This is a genomic window from Streptomyces sp. NPDC002386 (genome assembly GCF_053593175.1).
Window position 1 is genome coordinate 119,759 of sequence record NZ_JBSFBX010000012.1, and the last position, 23,085, is coordinate 142,843.

General features: G+C 74.5%; 21 protein-coding genes. 12 read left to right on the top strand and 9 right to left on the bottom strand.

The window, feature by feature from the left end; all coding sequences use genetic code 11:
- Window positions 1-204: 204 nt before the first annotated feature.
- The 3 genes from ACWCPN_RS23935 to ACWCPN_RS23945 all read left to right on the top strand — a co-directional run bounded on the left by ACWCPN_RS23935 (window position 205) and on the right by ACWCPN_RS23945 (window position 3,916).
- Window positions 205-1,728 carry an alpha/beta fold hydrolase gene (locus ACWCPN_RS23935; RefSeq protein ID WP_451209602.1) on the top strand — a complete coding sequence of 508 codons (1,524 nt, stop codon included), beginning with the start codon at window positions 205-207 and terminating at the stop codon, window positions 1,726-1,728.
- A gap of 23 nt (window positions 1,729-1,751) precedes the next feature.
- Complete coding sequence (locus tag ACWCPN_RS23940; protein WP_451209605.1) at window positions 1,752-2,417, top strand: M23 family metallopeptidase; 666 nt, start codon at window positions 1,752-1,754, stop codon at window positions 2,415-2,417.
- 266 nt (window positions 2,418-2,683) lie between these two features.
- Entirely contained in the window at window positions 2,684-3,916 is a 1,233-nt protein-coding gene (locus ACWCPN_RS23945; RefSeq protein WP_451209608.1) for a hypothetical protein, read from the top strand.
- Here ACWCPN_RS23945 and ACWCPN_RS23950 read toward each other — a convergent pair.
- Both ACWCPN_RS23950 and ACWCPN_RS23955 read right to left on the bottom strand, forming a co-directional pair.
- Window positions 3,900-5,678: an asparagine synthase-related protein gene (locus ACWCPN_RS23950; protein ID WP_451209610.1), complete on the bottom strand. Its 1,779-nt coding sequence runs from the start codon at window positions 5,676-5,678 to the stop codon at window positions 3,900-3,902. The genes ACWCPN_RS23945 and ACWCPN_RS23950 overlap by 17 nt on opposite strands.
- A 1-nt stretch (window position 5,679) precedes the next feature.
- Window positions 5,680-6,303, bottom strand: coding sequence for a lasso peptide biosynthesis B2 protein (locus ACWCPN_RS23955; protein WP_451209613.1), 624 nt, complete (start codon window positions 6,301-6,303; stop codon window positions 5,680-5,682).
- A gap of 381 nt (window positions 6,304-6,684) precedes the next feature.
- Between ACWCPN_RS23955 and ACWCPN_RS23960 the strand changes: the two genes are divergently transcribed.
- Window positions 6,685-7,632 carry a DUF6424 family protein gene (locus tag ACWCPN_RS23960; RefSeq protein ID WP_451209953.1) on the top strand — a complete coding sequence of 316 codons (948 nt, stop codon included), beginning with the start codon at window positions 6,685-6,687 and terminating at the stop codon, window positions 7,630-7,632.
- An 81-nt stretch (window positions 7,633-7,713) separates the two neighbouring features.
- Here ACWCPN_RS23960 and ACWCPN_RS23965 read toward each other — a convergent pair whose 3' ends face one another.
- Complete coding sequence (locus tag ACWCPN_RS23965) at window positions 7,714-8,349, bottom strand: RNA polymerase sigma factor (protein ID WP_451209616.1); 636 nt, start codon at window positions 8,347-8,349, stop codon at window positions 7,714-7,716.
- Between the two features lie 237 nt (window positions 8,350-8,586).
- Here ACWCPN_RS23965 and ACWCPN_RS23970 point away from each other — a divergent pair, with 237 nt between their 5' ends.
- The gene (locus tag ACWCPN_RS23970; RefSeq protein WP_451209619.1) at window positions 8,587-9,624 is read left to right on the top strand and encodes a MerR family transcriptional regulator; all 1,038 of its coding nucleotides are present in this window, start codon (window positions 8,587-8,589) and stop codon (window positions 9,622-9,624) included.
- Between the two features lie 315 nt (window positions 9,625-9,939).
- Here the strand turns inward: ACWCPN_RS23970 and ACWCPN_RS23975 are convergent, their stop codons facing one another.
- The 4 genes from ACWCPN_RS23975 to ACWCPN_RS23990 are packed head-to-tail and all read right to left on the bottom strand — an operon-like array spanning window position 9,940 to window position 14,757.
- Entirely contained in the window at window positions 9,940-10,950 is a 1,011-nt protein-coding gene (locus ACWCPN_RS23975) for a DUF5914 domain-containing protein (RefSeq protein WP_451209622.1), read from the bottom strand.
- Window positions 10,947-11,951: a phytoene/squalene synthase family protein gene (locus tag ACWCPN_RS23980; protein WP_451209625.1), complete on the bottom strand. Its 1,005-nt coding sequence runs from the start codon at window positions 11,949-11,951 to the stop codon at window positions 10,947-10,949. Before ACWCPN_RS23980 ends, ACWCPN_RS23975 begins: the two co-directional genes overlap by 4 nt.
- Window positions 11,948-13,489 carry a phytoene desaturase family protein gene (crtI, locus tag ACWCPN_RS23985; protein WP_392401425.1) on the bottom strand — a complete coding sequence of 514 codons (1,542 nt, stop codon included), beginning with the start codon at window positions 13,487-13,489 and terminating at the stop codon, window positions 11,948-11,950. Before crtI ends, ACWCPN_RS23980 begins: the two co-directional genes overlap by 4 nt.
- Complete coding sequence (locus tag ACWCPN_RS23990) at window positions 13,486-14,757, bottom strand: polyprenyl synthetase family protein (protein ID WP_451209629.1); 1,272 nt, start codon at window positions 14,755-14,757, stop codon at window positions 13,486-13,488. Before ACWCPN_RS23990 ends, crtI begins: the two co-directional genes overlap by 4 nt.
- A gap of 277 nt (window positions 14,758-15,034) precedes the next feature.
- Between ACWCPN_RS23990 and ACWCPN_RS23995 the strand changes: the two genes are divergently transcribed.
- From ACWCPN_RS23995 to ACWCPN_RS24005, 3 genes are all read left to right on the top strand, one after another.
- Complete coding sequence (locus ACWCPN_RS23995; RefSeq protein WP_451209632.1) at window positions 15,035-16,246, top strand: lycopene cyclase family protein; 1,212 nt, start codon at window positions 15,035-15,037, stop codon at window positions 16,244-16,246.
- A gap of 97 nt (window positions 16,247-16,343) precedes the next feature.
- Window positions 16,344-17,078 (top strand): class I SAM-dependent methyltransferase, encoded by a 735-nt coding sequence (locus ACWCPN_RS24000; protein ID WP_451209635.1) that lies wholly within the window; start codon window positions 16,344-16,346, stop codon window positions 17,076-17,078.
- Window positions 17,075-18,661, top strand: a complete 1,587-nt coding sequence (locus ACWCPN_RS24005; RefSeq protein WP_451209638.1) for an FAD-dependent oxidoreductase — start codon at window positions 17,075-17,077, stop codon at window positions 18,659-18,661. The genes ACWCPN_RS24000 and ACWCPN_RS24005 overlap by 4 nt, the downstream gene beginning before the upstream one ends.
- Before the next feature lie 59 nt (window positions 18,662-18,720).
- Here ACWCPN_RS24005 and ACWCPN_RS24010 read toward each other — a convergent pair whose 3' ends face one another.
- Window positions 18,721-19,434, bottom strand: coding sequence for an SDR family NAD(P)-dependent oxidoreductase (locus ACWCPN_RS24010; protein ID WP_451209641.1), 714 nt, complete (start codon window positions 19,432-19,434; stop codon window positions 18,721-18,723).
- 183 nt (window positions 19,435-19,617) lie between these two features.
- Between ACWCPN_RS24010 and ACWCPN_RS24015 the strand changes: the two genes are divergently transcribed.
- Window positions 19,618-19,797 (top strand): DUF6480 family protein, encoded by a 180-nt coding sequence (locus tag ACWCPN_RS24015; protein WP_199209613.1) that lies wholly within the window; start codon window positions 19,618-19,620, stop codon window positions 19,795-19,797.
- 136 nt (window positions 19,798-19,933) lie between these two features.
- Here the strand turns inward: ACWCPN_RS24015 and ACWCPN_RS24020 are convergent, their stop codons facing one another.
- The gene (locus tag ACWCPN_RS24020; RefSeq protein ID WP_451209644.1) at window positions 19,934-20,503 is read right to left on the bottom strand and encodes a DUF4383 domain-containing protein; all 570 of its coding nucleotides are present in this window, start codon (window positions 20,501-20,503) and stop codon (window positions 19,934-19,936) included.
- Between the two features lie 253 nt (window positions 20,504-20,756).
- Between ACWCPN_RS24020 and ACWCPN_RS24025 the strand changes: the two genes are divergently transcribed.
- From ACWCPN_RS24025 to ACWCPN_RS24035, 3 genes are read left to right on the top strand one after another with little or no spacing between them, the layout of a single operon-like run.
- Window positions 20,757-21,197 (top strand): SsgA family sporulation/cell division regulator, encoded by a 441-nt coding sequence (locus tag ACWCPN_RS24025; RefSeq protein WP_199209614.1) that lies wholly within the window; start codon window positions 20,757-20,759, stop codon window positions 21,195-21,197.
- 38 nt (window positions 21,198-21,235) lie between these two features.
- Window positions 21,236-21,823, top strand: coding sequence for a TspO/MBR family protein (locus ACWCPN_RS24030; protein WP_451209647.1), 588 nt, complete (start codon window positions 21,236-21,238; stop codon window positions 21,821-21,823).
- A complete protein-coding gene (locus tag ACWCPN_RS24035) occupies window positions 21,820-23,010 on the top strand; it encodes a spore photoproduct lyase family protein (protein ID WP_451209650.1) in 1,191 nt (396 codons plus the stop codon). The genes ACWCPN_RS24030 and ACWCPN_RS24035 overlap by 4 nt, the downstream gene beginning before the upstream one ends.
- The last annotated feature ends 75 nt before the right edge of the window (window positions 23,011-23,085 follow it).

The following is a 23,085-nucleotide window of genomic DNA, read 5'->3' on the forward strand; positions in this document are numbered from 1 at the left end:
TTGCCCGCAGTTGCGGCGCCCGTCCGCACCGGCCGAAGCCGAGGAAGAGAGGCGCACGGTGTCTTCCCCCGTTCGACGCTGTTCGGCCACGGCTGCTTCCCACCGGGCCGGTGACGCCGGATTGACATCGGGCTGACGGCTGGTCCGTAGCCTCGACGGCGTGCCTGCGCGGCAGCCGATCCTTCCGGACCGCCTGGAGGACGCATGACTCCGAACCCGAGACTGCCGATCGTCTACGTCCGGGGATACGCCGGCGGCACCGCCGCGATCGACAAGGCGGTGGCGGACCCGTTCTACGGGTTCAACGAGGGCTCCACGCACGTCCGTATCGGACCGGACGACGCCCCCTGCTTCTACGAGTTCGAGAGCCCCCTGCTCCGTCTGCACCTGGACGAGGGCTACCGGATCCTCGTCGACGGCGGGCAGGCCCTCTATCTCGCCGGTCATGACACGATCCCGCCGGACACCATCTGGATCCACCGGTTCTACGACCCGTCCGCGAGCACCTGGGGCGCCCGCCCCCAGGAGTTCCGGCTGGAGACGGCCGCCGCGGACCTGCTGCGGCTGATCGACACGGTCAGGGCGAAGTCCGGAGCGGAACGGGTGCATCTGGTCGCCCACTCCATGGGCGGGCTGGTGTGCCGCTGCCTGATCCAGAAGGTCCTCCCCGACCTCGGCCGCGATCCGGACGACTGCGTGGCCAAGCTCTTCACGTACGGCACGCCGCACGGCGGCATCGCCTTCGACGTCGGTTTCGGCCTGCTGGAGCGGCTGCGTGACGTCACCGGGGTCAACGGCGCGGAGATCTTCGGGCGCGAGCGGATGTACGAGTACCTGACGCCGAAGTCGGAGACGGACCCGGACGGTCCGCCGCCGGCGTGGGACGCCCGCGCGATGCCCGGGGACGGGCAGTTCCCCTTCCCACCGGAGCGGGTCTTCTGCCTGATCGGCACCGACCCGACCGACTACGACGTGGCGCTCGGCCTGTCCGCGGCCACGGTCGGGCCGCGCAGCGACGGTCTGGTGCGGATCGACAACGCGTACGTCCCCGGCGCACACCAGGCCTGCGTGCACCGCAGTCACAGCGGACGCTACGGACTGGTCAACTCCGAGGAGGGCTACCAGAACCTGCGGCGCTTCCTGTTCGGGGACCGCAGGGCCGAGGCCGAACTCGTCGGTGTCCGGCTGCCGCGGCGGGAGGACACGGTGTGGCAGGCCGAGGTCCGGTTGTCGGTCCGCGGCCTGCGGATCGTCACGCACGAGCGGACGAGCGCCCACTGGTGCCCCGTCCAGCTGCCCGACGGCGCCCCGGACGGCACCCCGGACGACGGGGCGACGGTCCCCCTGGTGACCACGTTCCTGTGCAGCGGCCTGCGGCCGGACGAGACCGGCACCATGCGGTACGCGCTGCATCTGCGGATCCTGTCGCTGCGGCGCCGCGACGGGCTGCTGTGCTTCGACGACCATCTGGAGCAGACCGCCGATTTCGACGACATCCTCGTCGTCGACGTCGGCACCGACCCCGCCGCCCCCGTGCCCGCGCTCACGGCCGTCTGGAACTCGGAGATCAGCGGCCCGATCAGCGCCTACCGGCCCGACAGCCACGCCCTGCGCGACGAGGACCCCACCCCAGGCGCCTGGGTCTGCCGCATCCCGCTGCCCGCGACCGCGGGACCGATCCTCGGGCAGGACGCGCGGATCCGGCTCACCGTGACCCCGTGGCGCTGACGACCCGAAAGGAACGAACCGTCATGGTCTCACTGTCCAACGTCAGGCTCGGGGCGAGCAACGACGACGTCCGCACCGTGCAGCGGGCCCTGATCGCCCAGGGCCACCCCATCGCCGACGGCCCCACCGGATTCTTCGGCCCGCAGACCCGGGCCGCCTACCGCGCGGAACAGCTCGCCCAGGGCTTCACCGGAGCCGACGCCGACGGCATCCCCGGTTACGCCTCCCTCAGCGCACTCGGGCGCCGTGCCGGCTTCACCGTCGACCGCCCGGGCCCCGCCCGCGGCGGACGGGTGCCGTCACCGGTGCCGGGCCACGAAGTCACCTTCCCCTTCTACGCACGCGGCCCCTACGCCTGGAAGCCGGACGGCGTGAGCCGCCATACGGGTGAGGACTTCGCCGCGCCGACCGGCACCCCCGTGGTCGCCGTACGCAACGGGACCATCGCCTGGTCGAACGGCAAGGGCGGGGCGTACGGCCAGTGGATCGGCCTGAGCGCCGACAACGGGCACGTCTACACGTACTGCCACCTCTCCCAGCGGCAGGTGAGCGACGGCCAGCGGGTCACCGCCGGGGAGCGGCTCGGCAAGGTCGGGGCCACGGGCAACGCCACGGGACCGCATCTGCACTTCGAGATGTCCAAGGGCCCTCACTGGTCCTACGGCATGGTCAAGGACCCCACCTGGTGAAACCGTGGGAGCGCCGGCGAGGACCACGTCCGGCGGCGTCGGATGGCGGCCCGGTTGATCACCACGGACGATGATGACGAACCCTCGGCACGGCGGCGGGCCGACCGCTGCCGTGCCGCACACCTGTGTCTCCGCACGGCACAGGTGTTTTTCCACGTGCGCGCTCTCAGGAGGTGATCGCCGTGCGGACTCCCGCCAAGCAGCACACCGGCTTACGACCCAAAGCGCCACGACCCTCGCTGCACACCTGGCAAGCCCGACTGAGCATGGCAGCGATTTTGCTGGTCCTGCTCGCGACAACGGTGCTGCTGGGCTGGTTCGGCCTGGGCAATTTCATCCATGCGCTGACCTTCCCCGGCCGCCTCACCGGTGCCGTCCTCATCACGGTCGCCTTCACCACACTCCTGGCTGCGGGCGCTGTCCTGGACTACTGGATCCGCCACAGCTTCCAGTACTCCGGCCTGGTCGTCCTGATCGGCGTCTTCGCGGCACTGCTGAGCAACGCCATGCTCCTGCTCAGGACGCTGCGGAGCGGCGATTCGGTACTCTTCCAGGCACTGTTCGGCGCTCTCGTGGCGGGGTCGGCGTGGGCTGTCTTCGCCGTGTGGCGGACGTCGGTCACGATCCCCGCCCCCAAACGTGTGGCCGCCGCGCTGCTCGTCTCCTCGGCCCTCGCCGTCGCCAACTTCGGCTACCAGAACCTCTACCTGCCGAACCGGCGTCAGGCCAGGCCTCTCATCACGTTGTCCGTGGGGACGGCCGTGCCGAGCAAGGACCGCAAAGCGTTCGCCGTGCCGGTCGACATCACGATCCAGAACCGCGCCGATGTGGGCTTCTACGTGCTGGGCACCGAGTTCCACGCCATGGGCGAACGAGTACGGCTGAGTCCCAGGGACCGTCTCCGCGAACAGTGGCGAAGAGACGCCGAGCAGTGGGCCAAGTCGTCGGGGGAGATCAACCCGCTCTCCCGCAGGGAGATTCGCCAGCCTGGCCAGATGATGGAGGCGAAGCCCTGGATGTCGCCCGGGGACTGGATCGAGTCGGGTGACGCCTTCACCACTCGCGCGGTGGTGCAGGTACCCGTGGACACGCCCTACGACCAGGTGGCCTTCTACGCCACCGCGAAACTCGCGCGCAAGGACCAGATCGTGCTGGACCCGCCGATCAACTTCGTGACGACTTCCTGGGGTGGTGGCGATGTCGCGTCATGGGTGAAGGATCAGCAGAGGAGCGGCCTCGACTCCCTCGTCTACCGGGCTCGGGTGCACGAGAACAACGCGATCGACGAGAACACCAGGGACCCTCGCTTCGTCTTCGTCTACTGGACGTTCGGTTCTCAGGGTGCGGGCGTGCAGACGAGCGTCACGCGCGAGGGAGCGGACAGGAACAGCAGGTTCTCCGGGCAGGAGCAACGGGAACTGGTGAGCCGGTACGGTCTCACCGATATCGCCGCCGGCCCCGTCGAGCGCACCCTGTGGGACATCAAGAGCCTGCGTTGAGCCGCTCCAGCCAGGACACCAGGGCGAGGGAGCGGTTCAGCCGGTCCCAGGCGTAGGAGTCACCCGTGCCGAGCCGGGCCTCCCGGATCGCCTGGCACAGCGTCTCCACGTCGAACATCTCCGGAACCAGCGGATGCCGGGCGGAACGGCACAGGGCGATGAGTTCGTCGCCGTGGGCCCGCAGGCCGCGGGCGTAGAGGTCGTCGAAGGGGACCTTGAGCGTCCGGCCGGCGATCCGGGCGGGGAGCAGGTCCGCCATGGCCGCGCGGAGAACGGCTTTGGGGCGGCCCGGCTCGAAGCTGACCGAGGCGGGCAGGCCGCTCATCGTGGCGATGACGGCCGGGTCGAGGAACGGGTGCGAGAGGAGGAAGCCGTCCCGTGGCGCCCGCTGCCAGGACAGCGCGTCGGGAGCGGCGGCGTAGTTGGCGGCGTCGTACAGCGACCGTTCCGGTGTGCCGCCGAAGACGAAACGGCTCTCCGCGACGCCGGCCTCCCGGTAGCCGTGCGCCCGCGCGAACCCCGGCCGCAGCCAGCCGGGCCGGTTGAAGGTGCCGAGTCCGCCGAGCACGGTGCCGCCGCGGGCCAGGGCCGTGACACGCTCGGTCGCGAGCGGCAGGGCCGGCTGGACCACGTAGGCGTGCACGACGTCCCGCAGACCCCGTTCGCTGCCCGCGGCCCAGGCCCGGGCCTGCCGGGTCAGTTGCCGGAGCCGGCCCGTGCGGGCCAGCCGGTGCAGGACGTACGGGTTGGCGTCAACGACCGGGTCGGCCCCGCAGCCGGTCAGCAGGGTGTCACAGCCCAGTTCGGCGGCCGCGGCGTGGAGCCTGCTCCAGAACGGGGCGCGGAAGGCGTGCGGATGCGGCTCGTCCGCTTCTCCGGCGTGGTGCTCGAAGTCGTCGAAGTCGGCCACGTCGTCGGCGTCGACGACCAGCGGGCGGGCCGCGGGCGCGTGGCGGCGGATCTCCTGCATCGCCAGGTCCAGGTAGGCCCGTTCCGCGGCCAGCTCGCCGTGCGCGAAACGCCCGGCGAGCAGGACCAGTTCCCCCGGATCGCCGCGGTCACCGGCCAGCAGTCGTGCGGCGAGGAGCGCGACGCTGGTGGAGTCGGTGCCGCCCGAGACATGGCAGGCCGTGGAGGTGCCCATCCGGCTGCGGACGGCGTTCTCCAGCGCCAGCCGGAGCTCCCGCGCGGCCCGGGCGCGGGTGGGTCCGCCGGCTGCCGCTTCGGGAGGGCCGGTCACCCGGGGGACGCGGCGCGGTGTACGGGCGCGCATCCGGCCGGTGCGGGAGAGTTCGACGACCTCTCCGCCCAGGACGCGGTGGACGCCGGTGAACGGGGTGAGGTCCGTGTGCGGCTGCGCCGTGTTTCCGGTGAGGTACCGGCAGAAGTAGCGGGGGTCCAGGTCGGTGGCGCTTGCGAGGCCGCCCGCCGAGGTGCTCACGGCGGTCACGCGGCCGGCGGACTCGCGGAAGAACAGCGGGACGCGTGCCTGCCCGTCGCGCAGCAGGAGGACGCGGTCGCCGTACACCAGAACGGCCGCGTAGTCGCCGGGTGGCAACAGGGGTGCGGTTCCCGGCCGGCCGAGGGCGTCGAGGAGGCCGCGCGCGCCCGCCTCGCGGTCGCGGGCCGAGCCCGCCCAGCCGACGACGGCCGCGGTACCGGCCGGTGAGGAGACGGTCGTCACGAGGCCCTGGCGCGTCATCGCGCCCGCCGTCCGCAGTCCCGGTGCGCCGCCGGCCCAGTCGAGGCGAAGCGCTTCCATGTCACCGCCCCCAGCAGCCGACCGCGAGCACCGACGCGAAGGCGTGCCCGCGCGGATCGGAGTCGGGGATGCACAGGCCCGCCGCCTCCGTCCAGGCGTGCATGGCGAAGGGGTGCTCACGCACACCGACGTGCAGGACGGCCTCCAGGCCGGACCGGCGCAGCAGGACGAAGGCCGTGACGGCCTCGGACTTGCAGTCGCCGTTGACGAGCCAGCTTCCGCGGCTCTGTGTCCGCACCACTTGCTTCAGGCGAGCCACCTCGTCGGCGGAAGGGGTGTCCGCGCGGGTGTAGCCCGGCGCGGCCAGGGCCAGCAGCCGCAGGACGCGCCCGAATCCGGCGGTCCGGATCAGCAGGTGCACCCCGCGCAGCCAGGTGCCGATCACCGGGTCCGACCGCGGTGCCGGACGGCCCGTCGCACAGCCGGCGCTTCGCAGTGCGCCGAGGAGCTCGGCACGTTCCTCGGGGCTTCCCTCGGCAAGTTTCCGGACGTCCGCCGCCGCCATGCCGAGAAACCTCGTCCGTTTCCAGTCCGCGATGAGCGCTCCGTCGGACATCCGGGTGACACGGCAGTGCGGTGACAGAAGCCTTGCCATGGCTGCCAGGGCGTGGGTGTCCTCTGTCACCGCACTTCCTCCAGGATTCAACCGCGAAGGGTGTCAGGGCTGGTAACCGTGACCGTCGTACATTCCGCCGCTGAAACCCCGGATGAGACGGCCGTTGCCGAGAAGGACCAGCCGGTGCGGCCTGTGACGCCGCAGCAATCGGAGAAACATCGCCCACCTCCAGAAATCAGGCAGGACCGATCAACTTCAGGCTACTCCGCCCGGAATGCCCCGCAACCGGATCACGGACCGGCACGCGGCCGCGCGTCACGGAACTCGACACCTCGTCAACAAGTCGACAAGGCAACTATGTTGAGTCCCTCGCACGGCTGGTGGCCACTGGGGTCGCGACCTGGCGGTTCGCGGAGCACGATGGGAATCAGGGGGTGAGCGGGGGGACGCATCAGGGGGGACTCCGCCCCGCGAGCCGGGGGGTCGGCCCGTGAGGCCGAGCCAAGGAGATCAGCGATGGGCCAGCCCGATATACGGCTGGGCGGTATCGAATCGGAGAACCATCCGTGGAAGATCCGCCTCGTCGAGCATCCGAAGCGCTTTGAATCGTCACACTTCCGGGCCGCCAAGGCGACGGCGCGGAAGATCCTCCACGCCATGGACGACACCGACCTGCCCTACGGACCCCGGCCCCTGGGGGCGAAGGAGGGGCCGGCGGACTCCGAGCGGTGGGAGATGCACCACGGCGGCAGCCTGTGGGTCAAGGGAGCCCGCGGCTGGCTCATGTTCCGCGCGCGGGTCGGCATCGAGTGGAGCATGCAGTTCTGTGCCGACCCGGCGAAGGTGGACCGGCTCCGGCAGGACGCCGCCGAGCTGGTGGACGCCTTCCCGCTCACGCTGCCCGCCCTCGCCGAGCTGGGCTACGAGCGTGCCGAGGACCTGCTGCGCACGCCCATCGAGGACGCCGACGCCGTCGAGGCGTGGACCGACTCCCTGTTCAACTCCTGCGTGCCGCTGAGCCACGGCAACCACCAGGGCATCCTGCCCAGCGTGCCCGGCGAGCACCACTACCCCTGGCCGGTCAAGGGCGCGGACTTCGTCCGGTACGACGACTTCCAGCTGTGGGTCACGCTGCCCGACGGAACCCACGGCGCGGTCTCGCCGGTGGACCGGCGCGGCTCCGGGGACGGGCACGTGCGGCTGGCGTTCGTTCCCGAGGGGAGCGCCGCCGCCCCCGCGTTCGCGCAGGCTCAGGACCGCGGGCTGATGGCCGTCCTGCCGGCCAACAGCGATGTGGCCATGCAGGCGTTCGCCCGGCAGGTCGCGCCCGGCCGGCGTACGGCCTCCGGTCCGCTCTCGCCCGGCGCCCGACGGGACGGCCGTCATCCGACCGGCTGACCTTCCTGTCGTGAGTGCGGCCGGTGGTCGGGGCGAAAGCCCGGCCACCGGCCGCTCGGTCTGCACCTCCCGCGGCGCGCATCAGACTTGCATCGATTGCGCGCGCCCCATGTCGGCGATGCCCTGGTCCTCCAGGCAGTGGCGGAGGCGGTCGAGTCCGCGACGGGTGTGGCTCTTGACGGTGCCGAGCGGCCAGCCGGTGACGTGGGCGATCTGCGTCTGGGTCAGGTCCTCGTAGTAGGCCAGGTGCAGCACCTGCCGCTGCGGGAAGCTGAGCTGGCGCAGGGCCCGGTCGACGACCATCCGGTCCAGCGCGGCCTCGGGCTCGCCGGTGTCGTCGCGGCTCTGGGCCGGGGGCTGTTCGGCGGCCGCCGCCACGAGCCGCGCACGCCGCGCCCGGGCGGCCAGCGCGTCGGCCACCTTGCGCCGGGTGATGCCCACCAGCCAGGCGGCCGGTGTGCCGCGCTCCGGCGCGTAGCCGTGCCGGCCGCGCCAGGCGTCGGCGAAGACCTGCTGCGCCACGTCCTCGGCGTCCCGCGCGTCCCCGAGTGCCTGCTGGGCAAGCCCGTGCACCAGTCCGCCCCAACGGCGGTGGATCTCGGACCAGGACGCTTCGTCGGCGGCCGGCGTGAGGCCGTCCCCGACGGCCGGCGACGCTTGCGCCGGGCGCGGACCGGCGGTGACGACGGAGCCCGATACAGCCGCGATTCGGTCCATGACCACGTCTCTCCCTGTGAGCCCGGTGTGCGTCGCCGGTGTCCTGCGGCGCCCTCCGGTCAGCGGCTCGGTCCCGGTGTCCACCGCGTCCGTGTACTCCGCTGTCCGTGTGTCCAGCCTGCGCTGGACATCCATGGCTGCACAACTCGCATCGATATCGCATCGAGTAGTCTGGAGCCCATGGCGGGAAGCGGGAAGAGCGGGCCCACGGGTCCTCGGGACGGCGGGCCGACGGTCATGAGCGATGTGGACGTGACGGAGGCGGCCGGGCTGACGACGGGCGCGGTGGCCCGGCGCCTCGGCGTCTCCCCCACCACGCTGCGCTCCTGGGACCGCCGCTACGGGCTGGGGCCCGCCTCGCGGTCGCAGGGCCGGCACCGGCGCTGGAGCCCGCGGGACGTGGCGATGGTCGAGGAGATGTGCCGGCTGGCGGCGGCGGGCGTCGCCCCGGCCGAGGCGGCACGCGTGGCCCGCTCCACGCACGGCGAGGGGGCTCCGCCCGCGACGGCACCGGCGGCGCCCGTCCCCGGCCTTCCGTCGGTCCAGGCGTCCGCGACGGCCGTCCGACGAGGCGGTGCCGGCGGCGGGCTCCCGCTGGGTGACGTGCGCCAGGAGTGCCGGGGGCTGGCCCGGGCCGCGGTACGGCTGGACGCCCCGGAGCTGGAGAACCGGCTGCTGGACGCGGTCAGGCAGCACGGCCTGGTGACGGCGTGGGAGGAGGTGATGGTCCCGACGCTGCGGGCGGTGGGCCGCAAGTGGGAGTCGTCCGGCGACCGTTACGTGGAGGTGGAGCACCTGCTGTCATGGCAGATCTCCACCGCTCTGCGCCGTGCGCCGATGGTGCTGCCGCGTCCCGCCGACGCCCCCGGTACCGAGCCGGTGGTACTGGCCTGCGCGCCCGGCGAGCAGCACTCGCTGCCGCTGGAGGCGCTGGACGCGGCGCTGGCCGAGCAGGGGGTCCCGACGCGCATGCTGGGTGCCGCCGTGCCGGTGGAGGCGCTGCTGGCCTGTGTCCGGCGTACCGGTCCGGTCGCCGTCGTGCTCTGGGCGCAGACCCGGTCGACGGCGTCCGGGCCGCTGGCCCGGCACGTGGCGGGCCTGCAGTGGGGGTCGGCGGGTGCCCGCAGGCGCCCGCTCGTCCTGCCGACGGGACCGGGCTGGGACCGCAGGGCGGCCGGGGACTTCCCGCGGTGCGGCGGCCTCCGGGACGCGGTGCGGACGCTGTGCGGTCTGTACGGCGCGGAGGGAGCCGTCCGCTCGGCCGGGCGGGGATGAACGCGGCGGGCCGGAAGCGGGTGACGGGCCCGTTCCTCCGGCCGGCCGACCGCGGCTCACGGGAGCCGTCGGCGGCCCGCTCACGCGCGCTCACCCTCGCACTCACCCCCGCCGCCCGGGCCGTGCCGCTCGGACCGGGGCCCGCTCCCCCGCCCGCCGCGCACCCGCCGGGCGTCACGGCCGCCGGATCGCGCGGGGCGTGCGCGGCGCGCGTCACTCCGAGCGCGAGGACGAGCGACGCCGCCGGGCACGTCCCGCGTGCCGGAGCGGACCGGGAGCCCCGGGGCGGCGGGCCCCCGGTCGGCGGCCCGGTGCTCACCCGGGGAAGCGCCCGGTGGAACGCAGCTCCCAGCGTCGTTCGGCGTAGGCCAGGTCGTCGCGCCAGAGGCGGCCGGCCGCGAGGCGCATGAGAGGGCGGAGGACGGGGGCGGTCCGGCGGGCGACGGCGAAGCCGGGGCGTTCGGAGGTGGCCATGACCGCCTCCACCACGGCGGTACGCGGCCTGCCCCCGTCGTCCGGACCGAGCGGTGTCGCATGGGTCTCCACGACGGACCCCTCCCCTTCGCCGCCGGTGATCCGCATGAGGACCGTGCGGGGTCCGGGGGCCGTGAAGACGGCGCGGACCGGCACGACGAGCCGGCCGGCGACCTTGAAGGAGACGTCGACCGTGAACGCGTCCTCGCCGTCGTCGCGGCCCGGGGCGTCCACCACGGTGAGGTCGACGAAGGAGTACGGGTGGAACCAGGCCCCGTGCCAGGGATCGAGGCGGTTGGCGACCACGTCGGCCGGCTCGCAGACGCCCTGCCCGGTGTAGACGGCGGTCAGCGCGCCGGCCACGGCGGGCCGGTCGGGTACCGGCGGCCGGGGGGTGGGTTCCTCGCCCCCGACGCCGTCCAGCCGCACCCACAGCAGTACCCCGTCGTCGTACGCGGGCCAGGGCTCCCAGCCACCGAACGGCGCGCCGTTCAGCGCGAGTCCGTGCCAGTGGCAGACCAGGGTGCCGCACCGCACCGGGCTGTCCCGCAGCGGCGCGCCCAGGTGCGGGCAGATACCGGGGCCGGCGACGAGGCTGCCCTGTCCGTCGCGCCAGAGCACGACCTCCTGGCCGGCGACGGTCCGGCCCAGCGGGCGGTCCCGGGGCAGGTCGCGGGAGGCCCCGACGACGTACCAGTTGCCGCCGGGCCGCTGCTGCGCCCGCTTGAGCGCGTCGGCGATGAGCGCGGGCCGCGCCTCGCGCCACGTCGGCCGCTGGCGTTCCCAGGCGACGGGATCGCGGCGCAGGCGCAGGGGCAGACGGGCTCGGCGGAACGGACGATCGGACGTCACGCGGCCTCCTCACAGGGTGCGGGCGGGTACACGGCGGGGGCGGAGCCGCGACGGGCGGTCAGGCGGGCCGCCGCCACGCGCAGCAGGCCGTCCGCCGCGACCAGGGCGCGGCGCCTGCGGGGGACCGCCGAGCGGCGGTTCAGTACGGTCCAGCCGTCGTCGGCGACGGCGTCCAGGATGCCGCCGTAGAGCACGAACGCCGTGCGGATGCAGGGCCGGGCGACGGGGTCGAGCATCGGTACGCCGGGCGCGGCGCGCCGGTAGGCGGCGCGGGTGAGGTCGGCGAAGGCGCGCAGGGCCGCGGTGACCCGGGGGTCGGTGCGGCCCTCGTCCCGGCAGCGGCGCAGCAGTTCGCGGTCGACGCCGTGTGCGCTGAGCAGGTCCTGCGGCAGGTAGACCCGGCCCCGGTCGAGGTCCTCGCCGACGTCCCGCAGGAAGTTCGTGAGCTGGAAGGCGACGCCCAGTTCGGCCGCGTACGGGGCGGCCTCCTCGCGGGGCACGACGGTGCCGAGGACCGGCAGCATCTGCAGGCCGATCACCGCCGCCGAACCGTGCATGTAGCCGCGCAGCGCCGCGTAGTCGGCGTACTCGGTGACCGTCAGGTCGCTGCGCATGGAGGCCAGGAAGTCGGTGAAGTGGCGCGGGTCGATGGCGTACCGGCCGCTGGTGTCGGCGAGGGCGGTGACCACCGGCTCGGCGCCCTGTCCGCCCGCCAGGCCCCGGACCAGGTCGGCGCTCAGGCGGTCCAGGGCGGCGGCCCGCCGTGCCGCCTCGTCACCGGTGGGGGCGCCGGGGCCGTCCTCGAGCGAGTCGACGATGTCGTCGGCCCAGCGGGCGAAGCCGTACAGGGCGTGCACGGCGGGGCGCCGGTCGGGGGGCAGCAGGCGGGTGGCGAGGAAGTAGGTGCGGCCGTGCCGGGCGTTCAGGTCCCGGCAGTGGGTGTAGGCGGCGCGCAGCTCCGGGTCGGTGATGCGAGCGGCGTCCAGCTCGCGGGTGGTCATGGCCGTACTCCTTCGGCGGTCTGCCGGGCGGCCCGGCCTGAGGTGGTGCGGACACGGGTGCCGCCGGTGACGCGGGCCGCGGCCAGCTTCCCGGACAGCAGCACGGGCGGTACGCCCACGCCGGGGGTGGTGCCGCAGCCGGCGAGGACGGCGTTGGCGGTGCCGCGCACCAGGTTGCGCGGGCGGAAGGGGCCGGTCTGGGCGAAGGTGTGCGCGGCGGAGAACGGCGTGCCGGCGGCGTGTCCCTGCGCGCTCCAGTCGGCGGGGGTCACCAGGCACTCCTCCTCGATGGCGGACGCGATGCCCGCGAGGCCGCGGCGGTCGAGTTCGCGCAGCAGACCGTCGCGGTAGCGCGCGCCGAGCCCGGCCCACTCGGCGTTGTCCGGCCCGATGTCGGTGTTGGGGCACGGAGCCAGGACGTAGTGCAGATGGCGGCCCGGCGGGGCCAGGGCGGGGTCGGTCGCGGTCGGCCGGGTGATCAGCAGGGAGGGGTCGCTCATCAGCTCACCGGTGTGGGTGAGTTCGCGGAAGGTGCGCCGCCACTCCTGGCCGAAGGACAGGGTGTGGTGGGCCAGTTCGGGCCAGGTGCGGTCGCAGCCGGCGTGCAGGATCACGGCCGAAGGGGAGTGCCTGAGGCGTGCGGGACGGCGCGGGGAGCGGCCGAGCAGACGGTACGTCACGGGCAGTTCGGGGGTCAGGACGACGGCGTCGCAGGGGATGCGCTGGTCGTCGGTCACCACCGCGGTGACGCGATCGCCGGAGCGCTCCAGGCGGGTCACCCCCTGCCCGTAGTGGAACGTAGCCCCCGCCTCGGCCGCCGCCTCGGCCATGGCCCGCGGCAGGGCGTACATGCCGCCGCGCGGGAAGTACACCCCGGCGACGGTGTCCATGTAGGCGATCACCGCGTAGGCGGCCATCGCCCGCTCCGGCGGCACCCCGGCGTACAGGGCCTGGAAGGAGAAGACACGCCGCAGCCGCTCGTCGCGCACGTGGCGGGCGATCTGCGCCTCCCAGCGGCCGAAGCCGCCCAGCGCGGCGAGCCGGAGCAGGTCGGGGCCGAGCAGCTGCAGCGGTGAGTCGAAGTCGGCGTCGAGGAAACGGCCCCGCTCCGCCTGGTAGAGCTGCCCCAGCCAGTGGCGCAGCCGCCGGTAGCCCGCCGCTTCGGCGCCGCCGGCGAACCGCTCGATCTCGGCCTCCATCGCCTCGCCGTCGGTGTGCACGTCGAGGGTGCTGCCGTCGGCGAAGCGCGCCCGGTAGGCCGGGTGGAGCTCGATCAGTTCGACGCGGTCGCGCAGCGAGGTGCCGACCGCGGCGAACGCCTCGTCGGCGATCTCGGGCATGGTGAGCACGGTGGGGCCGGTGTCGATCAGATAATCGCCGAGTTCCATCCGGCCGGCGCGCCCGCCGGGCCTGGGGTCGCGTTCGACGACGGTGACCCGGCGGCCGGCGCCGAGCAGGTGCAGCGCGGCGGACAGGCCGGCCAGTCCGGCGCCGACCACGACCACGTGGTCGGTGGGTCCCGTGATGGTCCGGGTCACCGGCCCGCCTCCGTTCCGGCGGCGGCCAGGGCGGCGGGGCGCGGGGCCGCGGCCGGCTCGGGCACCTGGCCGGACGTGCCGGTGATCTCCGCCAGCAGGCCGCGCAGCCGGGCGGCCGCGCCGGCTTCCAGGGAGGCTTCGCCGAGGTGGCGCAGGCAGCGCCGGGTGAGCCGGGCGATCCGCGCCTCGACGTGGTCGCGGGCTCCGGTGGCGACGACGGCCTCGCGCACTTCCGCCAGTTCGCCGTCCGTGAGGTCGGCGCGGCCCATGGCGTGCTCGAGCACGCCGAGCGCGTGCTGGTCGCCGGCGGCGGTGGCGAGGGACCGGGCCACGGCCAGCGGGTAGGTCGGGGTGCCCTCGCGGACGTCGCCGCCGGACGGCTTGCCGGTGACCCGGGGGTCGGCGAAGAGGTCGTCGAGGTCGTCCCGAAGCTGGAAGGCGAGGCCCGCGCAGCGTCCCGCGCGGCGCAGGGTCCGGATGGTGAGGTCGTCGGCTCCGGCGAGCACCGCGCCCAGTTGCAGGGGCCGTTCCACCGTGTACAGCGCGCTCTTGAGGCAGGCGGCCCGGATCGACCGGGCCGGGGTCCCGGAGGACACGGCCTGGCCGCGCACGTCGAGGTACTGGCCCGCCACCATCTCCGTGCGCAGCACCCGCCACACCTCGTGCAGCCGGTGCGCGGTGTCGCGCGGCAGCCCGGGGTCCAGCAGCAGTCCGGACAGGGCGTCGTCCGCCCAGGCCAGGGCGAGGTCACCGGCGAGGACGGCGGTGGACGCGCCGAGCCGCTGGGCGACGGGGCCCGCCGTGGCACCGGCGTACTGCTCGGCCACGTCGGCGTGCAGCGCCGGCGCGCCGCGGCGGGTGGGCGCCTGGTCCATCAGGTCGTCGTGGACCAGGGCGCAGGTCTGGAGCAGTTCCAGTGCCGCCGCCGTCCGCAGCGCCAGGCGCACCTGGGCCGGGTCTCCGCCGCCGCAGGCGCGCAGCGACCACCACAGCAGCCGGGGGCGGATGCGGCGGCCGCCGCTCCGGGTGAAGCGGGCGGTCCGCTCGGCGACGTCCCGCGCGAACACCGGGTCGAGCCCGTGGCAGCCCGCGAGACGGTCGGCGAGCAGATCGCGCAGTTCACGGCCGACGGCGCCCGGCACGTCCTCGTCGACGGCGCGAGCGCCGCCGGTGGCGGGCTGGTCCCCGGTGGTCTGGGGGGCTGCCGCGGCGGGCGGCCTGCGCGGCGGGTCTGCCGTGAGACGGCCGATCGCCTGGGTGGAACGCATCGCGAATCCTCTCGCCGGTCGGTGAGCCGGACCACCTGTCGGTGAGCCGGCCGAGTCGCGCTGTGGTGAGCCGGCACGGGTGGCACCCGGCGCCGGCACCGTCGCGACCGGTACGTCGTCGTGACACATTCCGCGCGGGTCGCCCCGTCGGATGCGCCATTCGGTGGACATGCCGGCGCCATGGGTACCCACCCGCACGACACGCTCCCCGCTGCATCCGGCGGGGCCGGTGCGCGGGAAGACTGGCCGGATCCGCCGGTCCGCAGAGAGATCCGCCGTGGAGGGAGCCGCCGTGGAGGTGGAGTCGGACGTCGCCGTCGTGGGCGCCGGGGCCGCCGGGCTGTCGCTGGCGCTGCGGCTGGCCCGCCCGCCCGCGGACGGGCGCCGGGTGACGGCGGTGCTGCTGGCGGCGCCGCCGGGGCCGCTTCGCGCGCCACGGCGCACCTGGTGCTTCTGGGAGGCGGGCGCGGGGCCGTACGACGACGCGCTGACGGCTTCCTGGCGGCGGCTGCGGGTGCGTTCCGCCGACGGACGGACGGTGGACGCGGCCATCGAGCCGCTGCGCTACAAGATGCTGCGGTCCGACGCGCTGGAGGACCTGGCCGGCCAAGTGCTCGCGGAGAGCCCCTGGGTGACGACCGTGAGGGCCGTCGCCGAGCGGGTGGAGTCGGCGCCCGGTGGCGCGGTGGTGCACGCCCGCCGGGCCGACGGCGGCCCGGTGGCGGTGCGTGCCCGCTGGGTGTTCGACTCACGGCCGCCGGAGCGGCTGCCACCGGCCCGCACGACGCTGCTGCAGCACTTCCGCGGCTGGTTCGTGCGCACCCGCCGCCCGGTGTTCGATCCCGGCGTGGTGGAGCTGATGGACTTCCGCACCCCGCAGCCCGCGCACGGCCTGTCGTTCGGCTACGTGCTGCCCACCGGCTCCCGGGAGGCGCTGGTGGAGTACACCGAGTTCTCCCGCAGCCCTCTCGACCGGGAGGCCTACGACCGGGCGCTGCGGCACTACCTCACCGGCGTGCTGGGCGCGGGCGAGTACGAGGTGCTGGACTGCGAACAGGGTGTGATCCCGATGACGGACGCCGACTTCCCGCGGCGGACGGGCCCCTCCGTGTTCCGCATCGGGGCCGCGGCCGGGGCCACCCGTCCCGCGACCGGCTACACCTTCAGCGCCGTGCAGCGCCAGACGGACGCGGTCGCCGCGGCGCTGCACGCCGGCCGCCGTCCCGTTCCGCCACGCGCCCACTCGGCCCGCTCCCGGCTCATGGACGCGGTGCTGCTGCACGCACTCGACCGCGGCCGGGTGGACGGTCCGGCCTTCTTCACCCGCCTGTTCACCCACGTGCCCGCGCCCCGCCTGCTGCGTTTCCTGGACGGGCGCACGGGCCTCGCGGAGGACCTGTCCATCGGGCTGCACGTGCCCGTCCCCGCGATGCTCGGCTCGGCGCTCGCCCTGCCGTTCACCCCGCGCCGCGGTGCCCCGGCCACCTGACCCCCGTCACCACCTGCCCCCGTCATCATCTGACCGCCGACCCCGTATCCCCGTATCCGACGACCGCCCCGTACCGACGACCTTCCACGGAGATGGCATGCCCGTGCTGCGCGACGCCGAGCTGGCGACCGCGTTCGACCACGCCGCCAAGAGCTACGACACGCTCGTGGCGGCGAATCCCGGTTACCACGCCCACCTGCGCCGCTCCGCCCGGCGCCTCGGCCTTCCCGGCGGCGTTCCGGGCCCGAGGGTGCTGGACCTCGGCTGCGGTACCGGCGCCTCGACCGCGGCTCTGGCCGCCGCGCTGCCCGGCGCGGACATCACGGCCGTGGACGCCTCGGCCGGGATGCTGCGGAGGGCGTCCCGGCGCCGCTGGCCGACGCCGGTGCGCTTCGTGCAGGCGTCGGCGGAGCGGCTGGCGGCGGGCGGGGTGCGCGGCCCGTTCGACGCGGTCTTCGCCGCGTACCTGCTGCGCAACACCGCCGATCCGGACGCGGTGCTCGCCCAGGCGTACCGGCTCCTGGCACCGGGCGGCCGGCTGGCGGTGCACGAGTACGCGCTGAGCGGGCGGGCGACGCACCGCGCGGTGTGGAACACCGTGTGCGGCGGGGTCGTCCTGCCGGTCGCCACGCTGCTCGGCGACGGGCCGCTCTACCGGCATCTGCGGCGCAGCGTCGTCTCCTTCGACACCGCCGGGCAGCTCGCGCGGCGGGTGGAGCGGGCGGGTTTCGAACGGGTGCGGGTGCTGCCGCTGCCCGGCTGGCAGACCGGCATCACCCACACCGTCGTCGCCCGCCGTCCGTTCGCCGACGGCGGGGAGGCGGGCCGATGACCGGGCCGCGCCGTCCTTCCATGTCCCTGTCCGGCGTCCGCACGGCCCGTCCCGGCCGGGACCGGCTGGCCCGGCTGCTGCCCGCATCGCCCGGCGCCGGCCGCGCCGAGGAGTCCACCGCGCCGCGGGTGGCGGTGGTGGGCGGCGGCATCGCCGGGCTGACGGCGGCCACCGCGCTGGCCGAGCGCGGGGCGCGGGTCACCGTGTACGAACGCGACGCGCAGCTCGGCGGCCGGCTGGCCGGCTGGTCCACGCGGCTGGCCGACGGCTCGACGGTCACGATGAGCCGCGGCTTCCACGCGTTCTTCCGGCAGTACTACAACCTGCGCGCGCTGCTGCGCCGGACCGACCCCGCCCTGGCCCGCCTGACCGGCCTGCCCGACTACCCGCTGCGGCACGGCAGCGGGCGGCAGGACAGCTTCCGGCACGTGCCGCGCACCCCGCCGCTGAGCGCGCTCGGGTTCGTGGCGCTGAGCGAGTCGTTCTCCGTGCGCGACCTGGCCCGGATGCGCCCGCGCGCGGCCCTGCCGCTGCTCGACGTGCGGGTGCCCGAGGTGTACGAGCGGCTCGACGGCGTCAGCGCGTACGACTTCCTGGAGGACATCCGGTTCCCGCCGGCGGCACGGCACCTGGCCTTCGAGGTGTTCTCCCGCAGCTTCTTCGCGGACCCCCGCAAGCTGTCGGCGGCCGAGATGGCGCTGATGTTCCACATCTACTTCCTCGGCTCGTCCGAGGGGCTGCTGTTCGACGTGCCCAGGGAGCCCTTCCCGCAGGCACTGTGGGATCCGATCGCCGCACGTCTGGAGCGCCTTCGCGCGCGCGTCCGCACGAGCACGGCTGTGGAGGGTGTCTCCGTCCTGCCGTCGGGCGGCTTCACCGTGGCCGCCGCGGGCGGCGAGGAGCCGTACGACGCCGTGGTGCTCGCCCTGGACCCGGGGGGCCTGCGCTCCCTGGTGGGCCGGTGCGACGGTCTCGGGGACGCCGAGTGGCGCGACCGCGTGGCGCGGCTGCGCACCGCACCGCCGTTCCTGGTGTCCCGCCTGTGGCTGGACCGGCCCGTGCGCGCGGACCGGCCCGGGTTCCTAGGCACCAGCGGTTTCGGGGCCCTGGACAACGTCAGTGTGCTCAGCGACTGGGAGGGCGAGGCGGCGCGATGGGCGGCCCGCACCGGCGGCTCGGTCGTCGAACTGCACGCCTACGCCGTACCCGAGGACGCCGACCGGGAGACCACGGAGAAGGAGTTGCTCGGCGAACTGCACCGTGTCTACCCGGAGACGGCCCGGGCCCGGGTGGTGGACGCCCGGCACGAGTGGCGGGCCGACTGCCCCCTGTTCCCGGTGGGCGGCCACGCCGACCGGCCCACGGTCGGCACTCCCACGCCGGGACTGGTCGTCGCGGGCGACACGGTCCGCACCGGCCTGCCGGTGGCCCTGATGGAACGGGCCGCCACCAGCGGTTTCCTCGCCGCCAACACGCTGCTTCGGCGCTGGGGCCTGCGCGGGCACGCGTTGTGGACCGTACCCGACCAGGGCCGGCTCGCCTCCCTGCGCTGGGCGGCGGCCCGGGCGGGGGGCGCCGGCTGAGAACACCGGGCGGCGCAGGGGCGGGGCGCGGCCGGGGCCCCCGCGCGGGGGACGTTGCGTCAGCGGCCGGTCCCGTCCGCCCGGGCGACCGGGGCGCCGGCCGTGTGCCGGACGACGCCGTCTCCGTGGGCCAGTGCCTCCGTCACCGTGCGGACCGCGTCGGAGAGCTCCAGTCCCGGGGGCAGCCGGGGCGGGGTCCCGGTCACGGCGCGGTCGGCGAAGGCGGTCGCGACGTGGGGCAGGCGCACGTCCGCCACCCGTACGCCCGCCGCGCGCAGTTCCCGGCGCAGCGCGTCCAGCCAGGCCGCGAGCGCCGACTTGGCCGCGCTGTAGTCGGCCATCCGAGGCATGGGCCGGTCGACGACGACACCGGTGACGGCGGCCAGCGCCCCGCCCCGGCCGACGAGCGGAACGGCGGCCCGGAGCAGGGCCATGGGCGCGAGCGTGTTGACGCAGAGAAGGTGTTCGGCCACGGCGTCGTCCATCTCCGAGGCGGGGCCGAAGGCGGTGACGCCGACGCAGACCACGACCGCGTCCAGGCCGCCCCACCGCCGTGCGGCGTCGCGCACGGCGGCGGCGCAACCGTCGGGGCGGTAGGCGTCGATGCCGAACGCCGGGGCACCGCCGCACTCCCGGGCGACGCGGGCGAGCCGGTCCGGGTCCCGGCCGGCCACGGCGACCCGGGCGTCGCGCCGGTGCAGTTCGAGGGCGAGGCCCGAGCCGATCTCGCCGGTGGCGCCGGCGACGAGCACCCGTGATCCGGTCAGTTCCATGTCGTGCCTCCGAAGATCTGACGCCGTCCCGCACCGGGCACCCGCCGGCGCGTCCCGGCGGGACGTGTCCGCCGCATCCGGTGGTCCGGCCGGCCCGGAAGAGTTCGGGAGGATCCGGTTCGCCGAGGTGCGTCACAGCCTCTGTGAACGGCCCCCACCGCCCGAACCCTGGAGGTGGAAACGATGACCGATCCCCTGCGCCCTCCCGGAGAGACGCCGCCCGTCGAGGGATCGACGGCGGAGGCGCACCCCGAGCGGCCGGACGGCGGCATCTGGGAACATCCCGGTGTCTGGATGGCCCTGATCGTGATCGGCTGCCTGCTCGTCGCCGCGTTCTTCGTGGTGCGAATGATCGATCTGTGAGCCGTCGGGGCAGGGCTCCCGTCGTGCGGGGCGGCACCGCCGGTGGCGGTGCCGCCCCTGTCGTTCCAGGAGACGGCCGTGGGTTCCGGGAGACCGCCGAGCCGGGACGCCACGGCCGTCGTGCGGCACGGCGGGTTCAGCCGTGCGACCTGGTGGCCGGGTACCGGGACGGGGCCTCATGTGCCGGGGCCAGGGCGGTGCGGGCCCGCTCCCGGCGCCGGGCGGCCAGGGACTCCCTCGCCGCCTCCCTCGGGTGGCGGCGGCGCCAGTACGGGTTGTCGTGCGGAAGCCCGCCCGTGACGCGGCCGTACATGCCGAAGGTGATGATGAGCAGGCCCATGACGAAGGTGAAGATCACGTTCGTCATGCCGAAGTCGAGGATGTTGGCGCTCCGGTCCAGGACGAAGATGTGGACGAACCCGCTCACGAGGAACAGCGCCCCCACGGCCATGTTGAGTGTGGAGGCGAAGTTCCCCCCGACCACGGCGCCGCCGATCAGCAGCAGCCCGAAGAACACCGAGATCAGGCTCAGCAGCCCGTTCGTCGACATGCCCGCGATACGGGTGCCGTCAGTGCCGAAGGGGGTGAGTTCGTCGGCGAAGCCGAGACAGCCGAAGAGCAGCAGGACGCCGCCGCAGATTCCGGCGCCGTACCGGTAGACCGTCGCCAGCCTGTGGTCCACCGGCCATTCGTCGCGAAGCCTCATGACACATCCTTTCCGATGCGTGCCAGGCCCCCCCAGGGGGTGGAGCGGGCTCGGACCGCCCTCCCGCCCACGTCGCCACCTCTTCCCGCGGCGGGCGCGAAACGGTTGCACCCCGACGGCCGGCGGCCGTCCCTCAGGTCTCCCGCACCGGTCCCGACGCCGCCCGCATCCACCCCCGGCCCCCGCCCGGAAGTGTGGGGTGCGGGGCTTCGCGCAGGGTGGAGCCCGCGATCCACCTCATCCGGGAGGCGTCATGGACTCCACCGACCCCGACCGGACCAGGCGTCTCCACACCGATCTGGACATCGACCTGGTCCTCAGCGATGCGGAGGCCCTCCGGCTCGAGGTCCGCTTCAGCTACGACCCGGCCGATCCCTTCGCCGTGCGCATGGACTTCCGCGACGGCCCCGCGACCGTCGCGCCCTGGCTGTTCTCACGCGACCTGCTCGACGCCGGCCTGCGTGTTCCGTCCGGCGAGGGCTCGGTGCGCGTCTGGCCGCCCTGCCGCTGCCACGGTGCCACCACGCTGCGGGTCCTGCTGCGCGGTCCGGGCGGTGCGGCGGTGCTGTACATACCGGCCGATCCGTTCGAGGGCTGGCTGGCCGAGACGTTCGAGGCGGTGCCCGCGGGCACCGAGAGCTCCCACCTGCCCTGGGCCGACATCCTGGCGGAGCTGCTGCGCCGCCGCGACTGACCGGTGACATCGGGCTCCGCCCGGGAAGACGTGAGGACATGAAGGTGATCAGTGAACGTGGAGGCATCCGGCGGCCCCGCCCCTGGCTTCGGTACGGCGCGGCCGCGGCGGCGGTGGCCGCGACCGCCGTCGCCGGTGCCACGGCGACCGATCCGGACAGCGACTGGTACGCCGCGCTGCGCAAACCGTCCTGGCAGCCGCCGTCCTGGGCGTTCGGCGTGGTGTGGACGCCGCTGTACGCGTCGATCGGCTACGCGGCGGGCCACGCGCTCGGGCGCGCCCAGGATCCGCGCCGGCGGGCCGGCATCGTGCGTGACCTGGCCGCGAACCTGGCGCTGAACGCGGCCTGGAGCCGGCTGTTCTTCGCCCACCGTTCCCCGAAGGCCGCGCTCGCCGACAACCTGCTGCTGAACCTCGGCAACGCGCAGCTCATCCGGCAGATCGCCCGCACCGACCGGGCCGCGGCCGGGGCCCTGCTGCCCTACGCCGCCTGGTGCGCCTTCGCGGCCGCCTTGAACGCCTCCATCGTCCGGCTCAACCGCCGACGGCCTTCGCCCCGGTGCGCCCCGGCTGCGTACGGTGGGCGCATGGGACGTCGGACAGGAAACTCAGCGAAGCGCTCATGAGGGACTTCTCCGCCACACCGGACGACGGCGTGCTCTTCGGACTCGACGCCCTGCCCGGCGCCGCGCCCGCCGCGGACGAGCCGGGACGGACCCGGGCCGCCGGTCCGCCGTTCCGCGACTCCGACGCCGCCCGCCGGCTCCTGCCGGTGCGGACGATCTACGCCGAGCCCGCTGCCGCCGCGTCGCCCCGCGGCCGCCAGATCCTCGCCCGCCACCCCGCCGCGCGCGTCGTCGAGGTGGACTCCCACTGGCGCATTCCGGAGCTGCACGGGAACGAGGGGAACGTCGGCCGCTGGGTGCGGGTGAAGGGCGAGACGCTGGTGCTGGGCGAACGCAAGACGCTCACCACACGGCCCAACGGCCGGTCCGCCGACTGGATCGCCCCCGGTCCCTCCAACGGCTGCGCGATGGCCTGCGTGTACTGCTACGTGCCGCGGCGCAAGGGGTACGCCAACCCCGTCACCGTCTTCACCAACATCGAACGGATCATCGCCCACCTGGGCCGCCACATCGCGCGACAGGGTCCCAAGCGGGAACCCAACCAGTGCGACGAACGGGCGTGGGTCTACGACATCGGGGAGAACGGCGACTGCTCGGTGGACGCGCTGATCTGCGACAACACCGCCGACCTCGTGCACGCCTTCCGGCAGTGGCCCACCGCCAAGGCGTCCTTCGCCACCAAGTTCGTCAACCCCGATCTGCTGGCACTGGATCCGCGGGGCCGCACCCGCGTCCGCTTCTCCGTCATGCCCGGCGAGGACTCCCGGCTGCTGGACATCAGGACGTCACCGGTGTCCGAGCGCGTCGCCGCCGCGGCCGACTTCCTGGACGCGGGCTACGAGGTGCACTTCAACCTCTCCCCCGTGGTGCTGCGCCCCGGGTGGCAGGAGGCCTGGGCCGAGCTGCTCCGGCGGCTCGACGACGTGCTCCCGGACCGGGTCAAGCGGCAGGCGGCCGCCGAAGTGATCATGCTGACCCACAACCGGGAGCTGCACGAGGTCAACCTCGGCTGGCATCCGCGCGCCGAGGACATGCTCTGGCAGCCGGGCATCCAGCAGGGCAAACGCTCCGAGAACGGGGCGCTGAACGTGCGCTACGACCACCTGGTCAAAGCGCGGGCCCTGGACGAACTGCGCGGGCTCGTCGCGGCGCACGCTCCCTGGCTGCGTATCCGGTACGCCTTCTGAACGGGGCCCCGCGGACCGCTCCTGACGACGGTCGCGGGGTCCGCGGCGGCCACGCGAGGCACCGGCCGCGAGCGG

What these genes read in the sequence shown, in the direction of transcription:
- ACWCPN_RS23980 (WP_451209625.1), bottom strand. Translation starts at nt 11,951, where the DNA reads ATGACCACCCGCGAGCTGGACGCCGCTCGCATCACCGACCCGGAGCTG.
- ACWCPN_RS24030 (WP_451209647.1), top strand. Translation starts at nt 21,236, where the DNA reads ATGAAGGTGATCAGTGAACGTGGAGGCATCCGGCGGCCCCGCCCCTGG.
- ACWCPN_RS24015 (WP_199209613.1), top strand. Translation starts at nt 19,618, where the DNA reads ATGACCGATCCCCTGCGCCCTCCCGGAGAGACGCCGCCCGTCGAGGGA.
- ACWCPN_RS24005 (WP_451209638.1), top strand. Translation starts at nt 17,075, where the DNA reads ATGACCGGGCCGCGCCGTCCTTCCATGTCCCTGTCCGGCGTCCGCACG.
- ACWCPN_RS24020 (WP_451209644.1), bottom strand. Translation starts at nt 20,503, where the DNA reads ATGAGGCTTCGCGACGAATGGCCGGTGGACCACAGGCTGGCGACGGTC.
- ACWCPN_RS24035 (WP_451209650.1), top strand. Translation starts at nt 21,820, where the DNA reads ATGAGGGACTTCTCCGCCACACCGGACGACGGCGTGCTCTTCGGACTC.
- ACWCPN_RS23965 (WP_451209616.1), bottom strand. Translation starts at nt 8,349, where the DNA reads ATGGACCGAATCGCGGCTGTATCGGGCTCCGTCGTCACCGCCGGTCCG.
- ACWCPN_RS23940 (WP_451209605.1), top strand. Translation starts at nt 1,752, where the DNA reads ATGGTCTCACTGTCCAACGTCAGGCTCGGGGCGAGCAACGACGACGTC.
- ACWCPN_RS23990 (WP_451209629.1), bottom strand. Translation starts at nt 14,757, where the DNA reads ATGCGTTCCACCCAGGCGATCGGCCGTCTCACGGCAGACCCGCCGCGC.
- ACWCPN_RS23950 (WP_451209610.1), bottom strand. Translation starts at nt 5,678, where the DNA reads ATGGAAGCGCTTCGCCTCGACTGGGCCGGCGGCGCACCGGGACTGCGG.
- ACWCPN_RS24010 (WP_451209641.1), bottom strand. Translation starts at nt 19,434, where the DNA reads ATGGAACTGACCGGATCACGGGTGCTCGTCGCCGGCGCCACCGGCGAG.
- ACWCPN_RS23970 (WP_451209619.1), top strand. Translation starts at nt 8,587, where the DNA reads ATGAGCGATGTGGACGTGACGGAGGCGGCCGGGCTGACGACGGGCGCG.
- ACWCPN_RS24025 (WP_199209614.1), top strand. Translation starts at nt 20,757, where the DNA reads ATGGACTCCACCGACCCCGACCGGACCAGGCGTCTCCACACCGATCTG.
- ACWCPN_RS23945 (WP_451209608.1), top strand. Translation starts at nt 2,684, where the DNA reads ATGGCAGCGATTTTGCTGGTCCTGCTCGCGACAACGGTGCTGCTGGGC.
- ACWCPN_RS23935 (WP_451209602.1), top strand. Translation starts at nt 205, where the DNA reads ATGACTCCGAACCCGAGACTGCCGATCGTCTACGTCCGGGGATACGCC.
- ACWCPN_RS24000 (WP_451209635.1), top strand. Translation starts at nt 16,344, where the DNA reads ATGCCCGTGCTGCGCGACGCCGAGCTGGCGACCGCGTTCGACCACGCC.